The following is a 15,569-nucleotide window of genomic DNA, read 5'->3' as shown; positions in this document are numbered from 1 at the left end:
GCACACTTTGGCCAGATTCAAAGCAATCCGTGATTATTTTTCAAAAGCATCAAACGCGGCACTCTGCAGAGTGAGACCAGCGCTCGCTCCGCGAGTTGGCTGGCGATGCTTTCCTTACATTGCCGACGTTGCCACTAGCTTTTACTGTCATGATGTCATTGTAACTTGCTGTCTCAGGTCCGCTATTAGTACCCGAGTTAATTCGTATGCGCAGATCGTTGGCGTTACCTACGTCGAGATAAGCCGCCGCAGTACCAGCCGAAATGGCAATATGGTCCCAAATAGCGCCCGACATCGCTGCGATTCTGCCGACGACGTTAAGTTGGCTAAGTGGGTTGGTTGTCCCAATCCCCACATTGCCGCTTGTGACTATCGTGCCAGATGTATTGATCGCCGTTGCACCAGCAATCGTACCTGAAGTAATCGCTGACCCAGACACTTTGCCTGCCGTGCTTATGGTAGCCAACTTACTGTCTGCAATTGCGGCAGATCCTGAGATATCAGCGTTGGTAACAGTACCATCGGTAATTTCGTTACTGCCAACGGCAGATAGCGTCGCGAGTCCACCAAGACCTAGGCTTGTACGGCCGGTAGCTGCGACTAAGCCTGTGGCACCACCGTCCCACTTCAAGCGATCGGTGTATGCAGAGTCCCAGTTTGCGGAGTTGTCAGTAATCGTAGTCCAAGTGTCGGTAGCAGTACGTTTAGCTAGTCCTGTGGTGGCTATTGATTCGACTGCGTTCAGGTCATTTGCTAGGGCCAACGTGATGTTGCCAGAGCTCGTTACAGGGCTGCCACTCGTCACTGTGATCCCTGCGGCCGGTGGCGTGATCCCTACACTGGTGACGGTTCCAGACAGTGGCGTTGCCCATGAAGCTAGGCCATTAGCGTCACTGGTTAGGACTTTTCCAGTGCCAGGAGTACCTCCTGATATTTTTATGGTTCCATTGACGTCAAGTTTTGCGGCAGTCGTCGTGGTGCCGACGCCAATATTGCCACTTACGATCATGCCGTTCGATGGAGCCGTGTTTACTCCAGCGTAAGCACCTACGGATACCCCACCAGCGACGTCTAGCAACGATTGTGGTGTGGTGGTGTTAAATCCTATCCGTCCCACTGTGCCTGTACCGGTGGCAGTGCCCGGTACCAGGATGATGTTACCACCGCTGTGGTTGTTGCTGAGCGGTGACTGTCCGTAAATAAAAACGGATCCGCCTTCACCGTCGATATTAGGCGGTCGCAGGTCAAAATATCCTGCCGGATTGGTGGTGCCTACGCCGATTCTACCGGATGTGCCGGTACCAGTGTGCGTGCCCGTCATTAGGATGATACTGCCGCCGTTATTATTATTGCTACCAGGTGATTGCGCGTAGAGATAAATCGAACCACCAGGACCCCCACCTACGTTAGGTGGGCGAACGTCCAAAATACCACTCGGATTCGCAGTCCCGATCCCAACATTGCCACTCGCAGTCAAAGTCGTAAACGCACCAGAGTTTGGTGTTGTTGATCCAATTGTGCCGGGTGCAGCCCAGTTTGTATTAAACGTAGGGACATTCCAACTCCCATCTGCCTTGAGAAATTTACCAGCTGCCGCGTCACCCGATACCGGTGCCGGCACGACACCCTTAATCCCACCTGATCCCGAGTCGCCAGTCATCGTCGGAAGATCAGCAGCGGCAATCGCACCGACGGTTACGGCTGCGCCCGAGGCGGTTTGTTTCAAATACTGTCCGGTGCCACCAGTTAATAAGAGGCTGGCACCCGTGCCACCGTTACCGATGTTTAGAGCTCCCGTTACAGACGATGACTGCGAAACGTCTAACGCACCGAAACTCGGAGCGCCACCACCGGACGGTACCCGCAACAATGTGTTTGCTGCGCCCGCGGCAGTCGTTGTTGGGGCCGCGCCAGGCCCTCCACCGAGCACAACTCCGTTGGCATTCAGTGCCGTAGACGATGCCATAGAAGTGTTTGAAACGAAGTAGACAAGGCCACCAGATGTTCCAGAGGTCAGTCCGGTACCACCCTTCGGGACGCTGACCGCGGTGGATAAGTTACCGGGACTTAAGTTGGTGAGCGCGCTGCCATCAATTGCTGGTAGTTTTGCCGATGCGTCCAGTTGAACCAGTTTATTAGCAGTGGTGCCAACGTCGGCATTCAGGGTGACAGACCCACTTGTTCCCCCGCCAGTTAGGCCACTTCCTGCGGTGACTCCTGTGATCGAACCCACTGCTGCGCTGGACCAAGTCGCGAGACCATCGGCATCGCTTGTCAGCACTTTACCGACACCTGGCGCGCCGCCTTGGATTTTGATCTGGCCACTGATATCTAGTGCAGTTGCGGGAGCTGTGGTGCCGATGCCGACATTTCCGTTTGCGTCAATGCGCACGCGCTCGGCAGGCGCTGCGCTGTTAGCTGTCGACAGCACCAGGGCCCCTTTGTAGGCAGAATCCGAAGTGTCCGTGATCAGGCCACCGATGCCCGCAACCTCAGTGAGTCCTGATGTGGACCGATTGGCCGCGTAAATCGTCTGTACCCCAGAGTTGTTAGCGGCAGTAGTGTTATTTTGCATGCGCGCGGCCACCTGCAATCCCGGACCCGAAGTTGCCACGTCCAATTTGTAGCCGGGATCTGTCGAAGCGATGCCGATATTTCCCGTCGTTGTTATGCTAGTAAACGCACCAGTACTCGCTGCGGTTGCGCCGATAGCACCTGGGCTAGCCCACGGAATGTCCGTAGCATCAATCGCGCTCCACTGCGGAGCAGTTGCAGCGCTGCCTGTGCCGGTACTGGTCAGGAATTGTTTGACGGCCCCGGTGTTACCCGGGAGGCGACTATCCGCACCATTGGCTCCGCCAATTAGGATGTCACCTGTAGTGGTCAGTGGTGAGAGCGCATCAAAGGCAGTTGCTGCAGTCGTTGCTCCTGTACCACCGTTGGTGATCGCTAGAGTCCCGGTCGTAATTGTCGATGCACTCGGCGTCCCTCCCCCAAGCTGCGCAAGTGATTTGGGAGTCCACTGAACGCCGTCATAACTAAGAACCTGCCCCGTCGTGGGTGTGGTACTAGAAATCGTCTGACTACGTAACGACGTCACTACCGGTGTCTCCCATGACAGCTTGCCTGCTCCGTCCAAGGTCAAAAACGAGCCACCGCCTGGACGGCTTGGTACTATGAGGTTTAGACGTCCGTCGCTGCCAAATTCGATGGTTTTATCATCTACAGGCACCCGCATAGCTAGCGGGACGTAGGTAAACTCCTGCCGCGGATAGGTTCTGCCACCCGCCGTGATTTCCGCATACACCGGTTTCGTTCCATCGCCGAATATCCGGTCCACCTGCGTGCTGACCACAGGTACGCGGAGTTGTAAGACTCCCTGATTGAGAGTGACACCAGTGTAGCTAAAAGTTTCGGCGAGTTGCTCGCCGTCCATCATCGCGTTCCAAAACCGCAAATCAACATCGACTGGCCCATCCAGGGGACTGCCGTTGCTACTTGTCAGGCGGGCGGAGTAGCTAAGCGGAAAGGTGTAGACCTGAGCTTCGGCGGGGAGCGTGGCGCAAAAGAGAACCAATGCAACGGTGAGAAAGGGCCGTGCGTAAAATTTAAAATTGTTTGGTCTACGTCGCAATCAGGTGACCCCATGGACAGAACTCTGACATTCACGGTATTTTCTGTCCCAAATCAACCAACCGAATCTTCGGTCATTGAGCAGAAAACTTGAGCACAAAATGGGGTGCCTAATAATCCGGAATTACTCACCAAAACAACCTGAGTCGCTGCTCTGGCACTGGCTTTAGGCGCTGTCAAAATTGTAGTCATGCTGCGGCTCACGAGTTGGCCGCCAAAATAGGCCGCGGCAAATTGTTTGTAATGTAACAAAAACCTCGCTTTCGGTTCTAAAGTTGCAGGTGTTTAAATCCGATACATGAGAACGTCTGGGATCACGCTTAATAAACTTCCAATCTTTAGCCATTAGAGGTGCATCATGGCGATGAGACGTTTAGCCTGTCTTACCGGTGGACTACTGGCCCTCCTCGGTGGGTGCAAATTTGCAAGCGCCTCGAAGGTCACGCACGATTTTGGGCAAATTGCCAACGCAGGTGATTTGCTGATTGATTGTGACCAAAAGAATAAACCGTCAGCTCCAGCGGACGCGGCGGCATTGCAATATTTGCGGGATCACGTCAAAAAAATTATTGAATCGAATCAGGCCGTACTACCTCCCGGCATCCACCGGCTTTGCACCTTTGTAGATGCGACCTATGACGTCAATGCCTATGCTTCAGGTGACGGTATTGTGGCAATAAACAGGGGACTACTTTGGATCGCCAGCAACGATGCGCAAATTGCTGCCGTGGTGGCCCATGAGATTGCTCATATGGCAAGTCTCCATAGCATCGGTGGCAAGGCCAAGGGTAAAATTGCTGATGACAAAGAGTATCAGGCAACGCGCGAGAAGTTGAGATCGGCGTTTAAAGGGATCACGAACAATAAGGGCGCACAGTTTAATAGCGCTTTCGCGGAACTTGCCGCCACCCTTTCAAATGCCCTTAAGGGCGCCGATGATGGGGAAAAACTGGTCAATCAATACATAAACTTGATCGTCCCGATGGTCGATCGAACCATCATTAAATTCGAGCTTTTTAATTTGAATGAACCCCGTAATATCGCGCATCGGATAGTCACGGAGATGCCTCTTGACGACGCAAATCGTGAAGTCGCGTGGAACTACAAAGAGGACGAAGTCCAGTATAAAGGCTACGAAGATATCGTGCGCATGATGCAGTCACATCGGGTATTGATCGTGGAGAGGATGCAGCAGGCTGACCGCGAAAAATTCGTCAAAGTCGAAGCCAATGCGATGATCGAGTGCGAGAAGTTTTTGACCAGCTCGAAGGAATATAGAAGCCTCTTGCAGAAACTTCGCGAGATAGAGCTAAAATATCTGGGCAAAGACGTGGCACCGAACTGGAAGGAGCAAGACGCCGACGAGAAAGGTCTCGAGCTTTTCATCCGTGCCGGTTACGATCCTCGCGAGTTTGCCAACGTTTTCGATCTGCTTGGTAAGTCTCGCCAGTACAGGGGAGAAGTTCCAGCCAAGATGATTCGCGACATCAAGGGTAGCTCGTCGGCCTCGCCCTTCGTCGCAGCAAGTTGTCACATTGCGGATCGTGTAGACACCAATAAGTGCGAGCGTGGCGATAGTACCCATCCCAACTCCTGCTGGCGCTCGCAGAATGTTTACGACGAACTCGAGAAGCATAAGACGGATTATGCTCCGTTTCTCGGTCGAGCCAAGGCCACGAACGTATTTGGGTCGAAACTTGCTGACCTCCAAGCATATTACTTTAGCGGTACGATGAGCAAAGCAAGTACTTCAGCCGCTAAGGCCGAGGGCGCCTGCGTCGATTTACCCCCGGATCGCGATACGTGCGCTGATAAAAAGTCGTGGGGTCAGTGCAACGAGCCGTGGATGCGTAGCAACCAATGGTGCCGTTGTACCTGTGACTACTAAGAAAATTTGCGGAAGACTACTCTGACGTCGCACCAGTTCCGGTCTTTGTCTTGGTTGTGGTGTCGGGTGTAACCCGCTGATACGTCTACTCATTACAAAAATAATCATCTTTTGTCTAAAGTTTTCCTGCAAAAAAGCCGATAAGCGCGCACAAATCATTGTGCCTCGGTAAATTCTTAGACAATCAACCCTCTAGAGGAGTAGGACGTATGAACCATGCGCTAAACCACTGCGCCTTAGTGTTAGTGCTGTCACAAGGTCTACTTGCTGCTTGCGGCGGCACATCCACCAGGAATGAAAATCTGCGGCACGGTGCTGCCGTTGCGACGCGCTCTCAGACCACCACCAACATAGCCGAACCAACTGAAGAGCAAGTCTATTTAGTTGGTGAGGCTGATCTTGATACCAAAATTGCAGAGTCGGTTGCTAATCCCAAAGCTGTTACTGAGCAAATCATGGCGGCCGCGGCAGCGGCAGGCGAGGCTGTCTACACAGCTACTAAAGAAGTGCCTCAAGGCGCCGGAGACCTCGTTGTAACCTCGGCAGTAGCTGCGCCTCCACCAGCAGTTGGTGCGACGACCGTAGCTAGTGCTGAAGTCGTTGCCAAGGAGGCTGAGAAGCCGGTATTTGATTCCCAAGATAAGATATACAGCAAGATCCATGCGAGATTTCTCGAGAAGCTGAAAAGCCATCCCGGAAGTATGAAACCCGAAGACGTCGATTTCCTTAGCCAGCAGCTGGCCGGTTTTGTTCACCACGGCGCTAACAAAAAGAACAAAGATGCTGCCGCATATTGGAACAAATTTTCGACGCGCGTTCATGAACTAGCCAAGGCTAAGGCTGCGAAAAAGATGGGTCTCCTCCCCATACTCTTTCCACTCGGCGCTTTAGTGGCTGCCATACTCGCCCCTGCAGTCGCCCTGGTTGCAGCGGTTGCGGCGCCCATACTTATTGCGCCGGTTGTGGCGATCCATGCAGCACACAATGTCATTGACCATGTGTTCCGTGTTGTTGGCTAATTTGGCCAGTGCGTTATTACAGGCGCGCGGTTGTCTTTAAGGAGTAAAATCGGTAAATAAGTTCACGATGTAGGTGTGGTAGGCGGCTGTATGCTGGCAGCTCAAGGTGGCTGCCCGTCCCTCATGGTTTCTCGTATAGCGCCGATAATACATCCGGGTGTGGCCAGTTACGCGAACCGGCAGATTTACGACCCGAGAGGACGCATATTAACAACGCTGATTCAAATATTACGGTGCCGCCGCCGGACGCAGGCAGGGTGCGACGCAAAGGCACGGACGCCGTCGAGGCGTGGATCGTCCAGGACCGCTTCGAGGCGAGGACCACCACCGCGCGGATGGGCGTACCGATATGTGGAGTTGCTGCTACTGCGCTATATTTCCTCGCTCCCGGCTCAGTGCGCAGCCTCCTGGTGATGTTTTTTGCAGCAATTTTCGTATTGAGTGCTGTGTGGCTTTTAACAACCTCACGACATACTGTGCCGTCAAAATTTAAAATAGGCTTATTCGCAACCCTCGAACAGTTTATCTTTATGAGCGGACTGGCGTGGATCATGATCACCGGTGCCTATGACACCGATATGACTGTATCTCATCGCTTGATCGGCTGGATTCTTTATACATTCTTTGGTGTTTTTATTTGCGACTACAGTCGCAGTCTACCTTGGGTGGGGATCCTTGGTACTGCGGTACACATTGGTACTGCAATGACGGTCTGGATCCTGGCGGGTCATGAGCATCATTTGGCGGCGTTCATCGTTGTCACTTGCACCGATATTTACACATTGTACGTGAGTTACCGGCGTTGGAGGGAACTGGTCACGCTGGCGGAGCTCAATCTCGATAAATCCCTGCTAGCCGAGCAAAATGAACGCTTGCGGCGTCAGGCGCTTGAGGCCGAGCTCATAGTAGCAAGTCGCATTCAAGCATCACTGGCGCCGCCACCCTCAACGATTAAAACGGCACACCTAACTGTCAATTGTTACCACGAACCCCACGGTATCCTTGGGGGTGACTGGATGGCGACTAGGATATTAGCCAATGGTCAATTAGTGATCGTCGTAGCTGATGTGAGCGGTAAGGGTATACCAGCGGCGATGGTGGTGCAGTCTGTTCAGGCCCTGTGGGCAGCCTCATTGAGTCGCAAAGATTTTTCGCCAATGAAATGGATGACTGAGGTCAATCAGGCATTGATAACTCTTGGTGAGAAAGAGCCGTATACACTGACCATGGGACTCTTGACTATAGATGAGCTTGAGCTGACTTACTACTCAGCCGGTCATGTGCCACTCTATCTCTTTCGCGATACCCCAGCTGAACCAGCAGACGCTATCAAGGTGGTTCACGGCAGCGGCAATATTCTCGGTGTTGCTGCGACACTATCGGTTCGGCCGCAGGTGGTGAGGCTTCCGGTTGATACGTCCTACCGCATTGTACTGGGGAGCGACGGGGTGATCGACACTGGTGTGCGCCGTCACCCCAAGGCGCTTCTAAAACTACTATCAGACGTAGAAAAATTCGGTCGTCATGTGATCAAAGATGTCCCCACGGCTGACGACAAGATCCTGATTGCGATCCGTGGGCAGCCTTTGGTAAGGCACGCTGGGCAAAAGATCCGCAGATTAGGCACCTAAGAGGTGTCGAGAGAAATTTAGCATTAGTCTTAGTGCACCATGTTCGAAGTTCCAAGGCGCAGGTCGCTCGAACCGTCGGCGCTGAGATTGAGCTCGCCCGAGTTGGCTGCAGCTAGGCATACCAGATTTTTTAGGTTGACTGTGCGACGGTTGAGGTCACTACGTAGGAAGCCCGAGGGTTGAGAGGCTTGCGTCGTCCCTCGGGGGATACTCACGTGGACAAAATTCGTGTTCGTCTCAGCTCTGTGGCAGCCACTGCATGTGTTCAGTGCGACGAATTGGTTCTTTTGGCTGCGATCGCTTGGGAACCATAAGCTGCCTGGGTTTAGCGACGATGCGCCGAGGAGCGAGACGGGTGTGGTGCCGTTAAGGAAAGAAGCCGGTAATAGACCATCAGATGTGGTGTAAGCACAGTCGTTGGGTGAAGTTGTGTCCGCTCTGCAGCTAACGTTGGACTTGATCCAGTTGCTGAAGCCGCTGGTCCCTTGGCTGAAACGCTCGTCGGGATTGTTCTTAACCGTGGTGAGCTTAAGTGCCACGGTGCCCCCAGTTCTGACCCGTTGCAGCTCGCGTAGCTCCCAGGGGCTCTGGATGAATTCGTTTGTGCGAACCTGGCTGATGGCGGCCTGTTTAATTTGGCCAGACACTGCGGCATCACGTTTAGTGAATTTGCCAGTCAAAGCAGCGAGAGCTTTCAGGTAGCCAGTCTTATTGGCGAACTGTAGTGCGCCAATCGTCGCCGATGGTTGTACACCGGGCTTAGAGCTGTTGGTATCAACTAGGAACTGTTTCAGCCCTTGCCAGTCCTTTGCCCACTGATTCATGGTCATACCACTGCTGCTGGCACCCCCGATGGGCAGGTTGTATTCAAGGATGATCGTCGCCGCTGATGGGCCGGTGAATCCGAAGATAAAGCGTCCTTCGCCGGCTGTGACCGAAGTTTTGCCTTTTTTTACAATATCGAGCCGATTGGTAATCGCGAGCAGCTTGAACGGCGCTCTTTCTAAACTGAGATAGGCCTTGTCGTCGGTGCCTGTGACCGTCTGCCATGCTGCGGAAATCGTGCGCTTGGTATTGGTTCGAGATGGCGCCACAAAGGTATTTACCGGGCTGCTCACGACAAATTGGTCAAGAAGCGACTTGATGGCAGCGTCTTCTATCGCCAAATCCTTCGGGGTTGTCCCTGGATTTGGATTGAGTTCCAGAATTTCGCGCATCAGGAAAGCGAAGCTAAGTGGTCCGCGCCCCTTAGCGCTAGAGTCGTTAACTACGGCGATGTCGTTAATGAACAGCGATCCCGAGGGCGATACAGTAATGGCATTTAGATTATTCGCATTGCTGCAAGCGGCGCTAGTCAGTGCTAGGCCCGCGAGTTCATCATCAGCTGTAACATCGGCTGATTTTGAGTCTGGCTTAGATCCAGCGAGTTTGATTTTCATTTCGGCTTGCGTGCCACACGAGGCGGAGGCGAGCCCTAGCGTGGAGGCAAATAGACTTACAATTATTTTTTTGTTTAGAAGTTGATTTACGCTGTACACCCTTACTCTCCTTTAAAGCGATAGTTGCGACCGACTGACTGTGTCTCTAAAGGCGCAATCGGCTGCCAACGCAATGCAGGGAGTTAACTTGCTGGGTGCATAACTCTTATCGGCATATTTTGCAAAAACTTGAGGAATAAAAACACAAGTATTACAGCATATTGCAAAATCGTCCTGAGGAAGAGGTGATTGATTTTGCAAATGCTGAGGTAAAAGGGAGGCCAGCTACAGCCCGTCGCTAATTGCCTCAAACTCGTAAATCCGGGAGGCAAATAGTGATGGCCTTAGTTGAGATTTCAGGACATTGAGCCTAATGTAACGCGTCTTAAGGGCTTCGACTGGGTGTTTAGTTACTGCACTTGTGTTGTCTGTGACTAAGACGACTTGGCTCCAATTGGTGGCATCTCCGCTGATTTCGATACTGAAGGCGTCTGTATTGAAATCTTGTGCCTCGCCGCCAGCGCCGGCGTGCTTGACGATGAAAGTGTTTATGGTTTTCTCCCTACCTAAATCCAGAGTTAGGGTAGCCGTCGGATCACCGTGGCCGCACCACTTGCTGCCATCGATGAGGGAGCCATCGACGGCTTTGTCGGCGCTTTCAAATTCACGGCAAGGCGTGACGTTGGAGCCTGCTTTGGCGCCGAGGGCAGCGTTCGGCTCGCTCACGGCAATCGCAGCATTAATGAGATCTACACCGGCCGTGTGACGTGCACTATCTTTACTGTCAAATGGCCCAGCCCACAGGTAGCCAAACCAGCCATCTGCACTGCGATTGGACTGCCATACCTTAGTTAAGTTGTGCAAGATAAACTGGCGATAAGCCTGGAGGGGATTAGCATTGTAAAAATAGGCTAAATAGCGCATGAAGATGCCCTTGAACTGCGGCTGGTCTTTGTTGGCACTACCAGCAGATTCGCCATCGTCGCGGAGGATCCCCTGTTGGTCCACAAGCTTAGTGATGGCAGCTGTCGCTATATTGCTGGCCAAGGTCATGACCTGTTGGTTGCCAGTCACAGCAGCGTAATCCGTAAGGCCGCCAAGGATCACGCCCTGGTTGTAGGTGAACGTTTGACCGACTCCGTGGCACTTATCGTCTAGGCCATCGGCGATCAAGTAGTCGGAGCGAATCATCGTGCTTTTCTCAAACCATCTCCATTCACGCTCAGCCCAAAGTCGATAGTTAGCGCGCTTTTCGTCGGTCTTTGCACGCAATGCCAGGCGGGAGGCTAGGGTGAGGAAAAGCTCGTTAGTGATGGCATTCTTGTACTTATGGTCAATCTTCCACCATACGCCGCCACCGCAGTGATCATCCCAATGGGTCGTTAGGTGGGTAAAGATCGTCTCAGCCATTTCCAGGTACTTAACGTGGTGTGTCAGGTCGTAGGCCTTGATCCAGGTGAGTGCCCACCATGCAGCGTCGTCGTTAAATTCGTTGAGGAACTTGCCCTTAAAATGGCGACTGTAGGTGGTTGCAATCAGCTTGGCATAGTCGCCCGTCCCAGTTAGGCGGGAGTAGTCGATAACGGCCTCAAGGGCATTAGCCGTGTTCCACCAACCTATGTCACTCCAGACACCGCGGACGCTGCCATAGTGCTCCGCCAGTTTGGCAGTGGCCTCTGCACCCATGGCGCGCGCCGTAGGCTGCTCGGTGACCACCGCGGCAGAGGACGATCCGGTATCTTTAGTCGTGCCCAGAGGTCCGGGTGTGCGGCAGCCTAAAAGGAGTAAGAGGGCGATGGGGCGCATCATATAAGCTGGTCCACTTAATTGTTGGTGATTGGGATTTTTCATCTTAATTGCAGATGGTTGCCAATTGCAATCGGAATGGCATGCGCATTTTGGCGAATAGCTAAAACAAGACGGATAGTTGAATCAATTTAGCAACAATTAAGTAGACCAGTTTTAGGGGGGAACCCCTGCAGTCAATTTTGCGCACTTTGGGACGATAAGCCGGAAGAGGGGATATCCAGTGATGGTCTTCGGCTTATTCTTCAGCTTTATAATCTCCGGGCAGGCACTTGCTTTGTCGCCGTTCACGGTGACATCGGCCGAGTCGTTACCACTCGAGATGAGTGCCGTTGATTATGTGATTGATGAGGAGCACAAGCTAACGTTTGACGACGTCCAGAAGTTAGAGCCCTCGATTTGGAAGCTAGCCGCTGATAAGGCCTTCGATGTACCTAACGCGAGTATGTGGTTTCACTTTGTCATCGATTCCAAGGTCAATCACCCCACGCTGATTGAGCACCGCTGGAACCTCCCCATTGACGGGGCGACGCTTTATGTCCGCTCGGGGAAGGGATGGACGCCACTAAAGCCCATGCGTAGCTTTGCCCCGATGTTTGCCGTGGAGCTAGTCCGTGGGCGCCAGGAGTTTTACCTCCATCTGCAGAACTGTCGGACCTTACTGATGAAGAGCCGCCTACTGGTGTCTAGCGCTTACTCCCTCCAGGCCGACCAGTATGCCGGGCGTGATTTCGTCGCCTTGCTCTACGGCGTGACACTTGCCTTAGTCCTACAGAATCTAGGGTGGTTTCTCTTCTATAGACGAGCGTACTTTATCTTTTACGTGACCTATAGTCTCTCGACCTTAGGCATCCTGGCCATAGCGTCCTTTCACCTGCCGAACTTTCATCAGCGACTATGGATAAGCTTGCTGTTTGCCAACGCAGTCTCAGTGTTTTGCTTCATGGTGACGGCGCTGTCGCTCAAGCGATTTACGCCAAAAACGTTCTACGCGATGGTGACTCTGCTCCTGGCGACAGCCATCATGATGGGCGGCGAGATCGCTACCAAGCAGCCTATGCCGTGGTATCTGCCTCAAATTGGACTCTACATTGCTTCCATTGCTGCGGCTGTTACCAGGCAGCGGCAGGGGTATAAACCAGCGACTTTTTTCGTAGCTGGCTGGACGATGCTGACCATTGGTTGTTTTATCAATGCACAGGCCTACACGGGACACGTCCCGCTGCTCCTGCGGTATGCGCTGTACGCTGCATTTGCTGCCGAGAGTGTCTTTTTTGCCTTTGCCGTTGGATTTAAGGCTCGGATCTCTGAGGTCAAGGCCACATCCGAGAATACTCATGCCTTCAAACAAATGCAGAAGGTATTTTATCCTCATCAGATCGATCAGATCCGTGACGGTAGCGAACTCGAGCAAACCATGCCAACCGGGGCCGGTGAGGCCTGTGTGCTGTGCTTCGATATCGTTGGGAGTAGCAAGATCAATCATGAAAAAACCAAGGATTTCTTCCGCGCTGTGTTTCGTCGCTGTAATGAGGCCATGGACCAGAACTACGACCCACTGCGTCTCGTCGCTAGTGGCTACCGCATCAAGGAGATGGGTGATGGCTTTATCTGCAGTGTGGGTTATCCGTTCAGATCACCTAGTGGATCGTTGGCCAACGATGCCTATTATTTGGCGCAAGAATTTGTAACGATCTTTACGGAGGAAGTTGCTAAATTTGACTACCACGAGCCGCTACATTGCTGTATCGGGATCGCTATGGACAGTATCTCCGGTTTCTATCCTGCTGGCGGAACCAAATCCTACGACCTCTTTGGCCGTAGTATCGTCTTGGCAAATCGCTACGAGGCGATGCGTAAAGTTATTTTGCCAGACGGATTACATGCCAATCTCTTGATTCTGCAAGAGCGCGTTTACTTCAGTTTAGATAAGACACTTCGAGGTGGGTTTGTGCAGTACATGCTCCGTGATCATGAGGCTTCAGTGCGCGATGATCCAGCAGCGGACAGGCTGTACTATTTGGAGGTGGGTGCGGCTGAATTGTTGTCGCTGGAAGTGGTAACGCAGTCGGCCTAAATGCCGTCTGATGTGTAGCTAAACAATGCCGCTGGTTGTTGATTCGAGGATTCCTGCCAATTGGATCTTCGCGCTTGATTATGTGGTGCCGGTACCGACGTTGTTACTAACTGCAAGTTCGTTTGCTGAACCTGCGCTGGCAGCTGAGGAGCTAATTACGGTATTACTGTTAACCTTAAAAATGCAAGCAGTCCTGCGCGAAAGCGCCTAAGTAGCCACTCTTTAGTAGTTCACCACACCGATCATCCCACCATAAGTGGTAACGCCGCCAGAGACCGCGGTCCCCCGGAATAGAGTTATACCATTAGGACTTCCTGACTCGAGCCATTGGTAATAATGGTAGCCAACCGTGGGAGTGACCACGAGGTGGGAGCTGAGAGTGCTATCCAAGGTTGGGGATGAGCTGTCAGTCCCCGCACTCGATGTCACGGCGTTGGGGCTGGCGGCGGATGTGGAATCTTCGCCAATAGCTACAGCGATGTAATCGGCAACAGTGCTACGTCCCCATTCTTGCACATGCAGATTCACTAAGGGCCCCAAATCCCCGATCAGTACCTCTACCCGGTTCGTTGTCGAGTTGTTGGCCGGCCGGAGGGTGTGTGAGCCATAGTTCCAGCTGCTCGTGGATTCGATGCGCCGCAAACTCCGCGGCAGCTGGTTCGTGATGTTAAACACAAAGCGCTTCAAAGAGCTGTCCTCGGTGGTGGTAGTGCTGGTGGTTCGGAATGTGCCAAGGTAGCGACGGGTTGGGGCACCGGATTTGATCAAGATGCCATTTTGCCGTGTCAGAGCCGTGGCCCTTGTCGTGTCGTTGGTCCATGCCACCGGAGGATCGAGCAACACAGAACCGCTACTTGCATATGCAAAAATATCGTAGTTTACACCCGCGGTTAGGGTCCCGAGGGGCAAGGCGATCTCGGAAAGGAGTAAATTCTCCAGTTGCTGCCGTCGTAAAGAGCGATCCGATCAGAATTGTATGGCGTGTAATAAATCACAGTGCTACCGGCGACGTCCGCAGCGGTCACCGGCGTCGCCGCGGTTAATGTCAATCGCCCACCCGCCACGCTCGGGTCGATCCAACCTGAATTTTGCGTAGTGCCGTCCGGGAACTTGACGCCACCACTAGTGGATTCGATCACTCCGGTCACGGTGAGCGGACTGGGCGGGGACGTGGTGCCTATCCCGACGTTGCCGAAAAGTCGCTGTGCAAATTCTCAAACAATGTGATAGGTTATAAATAGGTGTTGACTATATATAACCAGTTATAGGATTTCTCCTGAGAATGGAACACACCTTCTCGGCCCATGCGGTCCAGCGGATGATTGAGCGAAGGATTACCCCAAATGAGGTCAATACCGTCATAAGTAGTCCTGATGGCACAATTATTCAGTCCCGCGATAAGACTATTTTTTACAAGCGCCTTCGACATAGAAAAGACAACCTGATCGCAGTCGTGGCGGTTGGTACACCTAGTGAGACAGGTTGGGAGGTGATTACGGTTTTGGTTAACTTTGAGGTGAGAGCATGAAAATTGTCCATCGGGCAGACATAGACTACGTATCAATCGACTTCCGTGATGAAATCGAGGCAAAGTCAACATACGAAAATGGTATCATTGTCCGATTAGACAAGAAGGGTGGTGTGATAGGCATAGACATCACTGACTCATCCAGATTTTTTAGTGGCGAATCTACCTTATCGCTTCAAGATGCGGCACGGTTACTAGGTATCTCCGAATCAACAATGCGAAGGCGTATTCGTGATAAAAAAATCCCGTTCTCAAAGCCAAATGGCAAGGATTACGTTTTCCGTAAGGAAGATATTTTGAAATTAGTATCATGACCATTTGACCTCAAATAGCGGGCCTGGCTTTCGGAGGCTGGAAAAACTGTGTCTTTAGGCGCATTAGTTGATTCTATCTAACTTTTAAGACACCTACCGCCCTTGTGATTTGGTAAGCGGCCTCAACCCAGGAGGCCCCTTATGTCCAACGACCCCGTATCGCCATCCCTAGAGCAACGACTTGATGTCGTGCAC

Annotated in this window: 12 protein-coding genes; 7 read left to right on the top strand and 5 right to left on the bottom strand. The window is 52.5% G+C overall.

All coding sequences use genetic code 11. The annotated features are described in order from the left end of the window. Nucleotides 1-49: 49 nt before the first annotated feature. Nucleotides 50-3,634, bottom strand: a complete 3,585-nt coding sequence (locus tag FJ146_17300; protein MBM4253727.1) for a hypothetical protein — start codon at nt 3,632-3,634, stop codon at nt 50-52. Nucleotides 3,635-3,991: 357 nt separating this feature from the next. On the opposite strand from FJ146_17300, the gene FJ146_17295 reads away from it, so the two are divergent. The 3 genes from FJ146_17295 (at nt 3,992) to FJ146_17285 (ending at nt 8,171) form a co-directional block, all read left to right on the top strand. Next, nucleotides 3,992-5,521 (top strand): hypothetical protein, encoded by a 1,530-nt coding sequence (locus FJ146_17295; GenBank protein ID MBM4253726.1) that lies wholly within the window; start codon nt 3,992-3,994, stop codon nt 5,519-5,521. A gap of 209 nt (nt 5,522-5,730) precedes the next feature. Beyond that, nucleotides 5,731-6,540, top strand: coding sequence for a hypothetical protein (locus FJ146_17290; protein ID MBM4253725.1), 810 nt, complete (start codon nt 5,731-5,733; stop codon nt 6,538-6,540). Nucleotides 6,541-6,797: 257 nt separating this feature from the next. Further along, nucleotides 6,798-8,171, top strand: a complete 1,374-nt coding sequence (locus FJ146_17285; GenBank protein MBM4253724.1) for a serine/threonine-protein phosphatase — start codon at nt 6,798-6,800, stop codon at nt 8,169-8,171. 29 nt (nt 8,172-8,200) lie between these two features. On the opposite strand, the gene FJ146_17280 is transcribed toward FJ146_17285, so the two are convergent. Further along, entirely contained in the window at nt 8,201-9,709 is a 1,509-nt protein-coding gene (locus FJ146_17280) for a hypothetical protein (GenBank protein ID MBM4253723.1), read from the bottom strand. A 225-nt stretch (nt 9,710-9,934) separates the two neighbouring features. After that, nucleotides 9,935-11,500, bottom strand: coding sequence for a hypothetical protein (locus FJ146_17275; GenBank protein ID MBM4253722.1), 1,566 nt, complete (start codon nt 11,498-11,500; stop codon nt 9,935-9,937). A gap of 181 nt (nt 11,501-11,681) precedes the next feature. Between FJ146_17275 and FJ146_17270 the strand changes: the two genes are divergently transcribed. Beyond that, nucleotides 11,682-13,532, top strand: coding sequence for a hypothetical protein (locus tag FJ146_17270; protein MBM4253721.1), 1,851 nt, complete (start codon nt 11,682-11,684; stop codon nt 13,530-13,532). Nucleotides 13,533-13,557: 25 nt separating this feature from the next. Further along, complete coding sequence (locus tag FJ146_17265; GenBank protein MBM4253720.1) at nt 13,558-13,743, top strand: hypothetical protein; 186 nt, start codon at nt 13,558-13,560, stop codon at nt 13,741-13,743. An 11-nt stretch (nt 13,744-13,754) separates the two neighbouring features. On the opposite strand, the gene FJ146_17260 is transcribed toward FJ146_17265, so the two are convergent. Both FJ146_17260 and FJ146_17255 read right to left on the bottom strand, forming a co-directional pair. After that, nucleotides 13,755-14,441, bottom strand: coding sequence for a hypothetical protein (locus FJ146_17260; protein ID MBM4253719.1), 687 nt, complete (start codon nt 14,439-14,441; stop codon nt 13,755-13,757). Continuing rightward, nucleotides 14,423-14,671 (bottom strand): hypothetical protein, encoded by a 249-nt coding sequence (locus FJ146_17255; protein ID MBM4253718.1) that lies wholly within the window; start codon nt 14,669-14,671, stop codon nt 14,423-14,425. Before FJ146_17255 ends, FJ146_17260 begins: the two co-directional genes overlap by 19 nt. A 143-nt stretch (nt 14,672-14,814) precedes the next feature. Here FJ146_17255 and FJ146_17250 point away from each other — a divergent pair, with 143 nt between their 5' ends. Beyond that, nucleotides 14,815-15,060 carry a DUF4258 domain-containing protein gene (locus FJ146_17250; GenBank protein ID MBM4253717.1) on the top strand — a complete coding sequence of 82 codons (246 nt, stop codon included), beginning with the start codon at nt 14,815-14,817 and terminating at the stop codon, nt 15,058-15,060. Further along, nucleotides 15,057-15,374: a helix-turn-helix domain-containing protein gene (locus FJ146_17245; GenBank protein ID MBM4253716.1), complete on the top strand. Its 318-nt coding sequence runs from the start codon at nt 15,057-15,059 to the stop codon at nt 15,372-15,374. The genes FJ146_17250 and FJ146_17245 overlap by 4 nt, the downstream gene beginning before the upstream one ends. Nucleotides 15,375-15,569 lie beyond the last annotated feature (195 nt).

Source organism: Deltaproteobacteria bacterium, assembly GCA_016874735.1.
Lineage (GTDB): Bacteria > Bdellovibrionota_B > Oligoflexia > Oligoflexales > CAIYRB01 > CAIYRB01.
The sequence above is the reverse complement of the archived record's forward strand: the minus strand, read 5'-3'. Positions and strand labels throughout refer to the sequence as shown.

Bases quoted from the DNA above. Each gene is read 5' to 3' on its own strand.
- FJ146_17295 (MBM4253726.1), top strand. From the start codon at position 3,992: ATGGCGATGAGACGTTTAGCCTGTCTTACCGGTGGACTACTGGCCCTC.
- FJ146_17275 (MBM4253722.1), bottom strand. From the start codon at position 11,500: ATGAAAAATCCCAATCACCAACAATTAAGTGGACCAGCTTATATGATG.
- FJ146_17270 (MBM4253721.1), top strand. From the start codon at position 11,682: ATGGTCTTCGGCTTATTCTTCAGCTTTATAATCTCCGGGCAGGCACTT.
- FJ146_17290 (MBM4253725.1), top strand. From the start codon at position 5,731: ATGAACCATGCGCTAAACCACTGCGCCTTAGTGTTAGTGCTGTCACAA.
- FJ146_17250 (MBM4253717.1), top strand. From the start codon at position 14,815: ATGGAACACACCTTCTCGGCCCATGCGGTCCAGCGGATGATTGAGCGA.
- FJ146_17245 (MBM4253716.1), top strand. From the start codon at position 15,057: ATGAAAATTGTCCATCGGGCAGACATAGACTACGTATCAATCGACTTC.
- FJ146_17265 (MBM4253720.1), top strand. From the start codon at position 13,558: ATGCCGCTGGTTGTTGATTCGAGGATTCCTGCCAATTGGATCTTCGCG.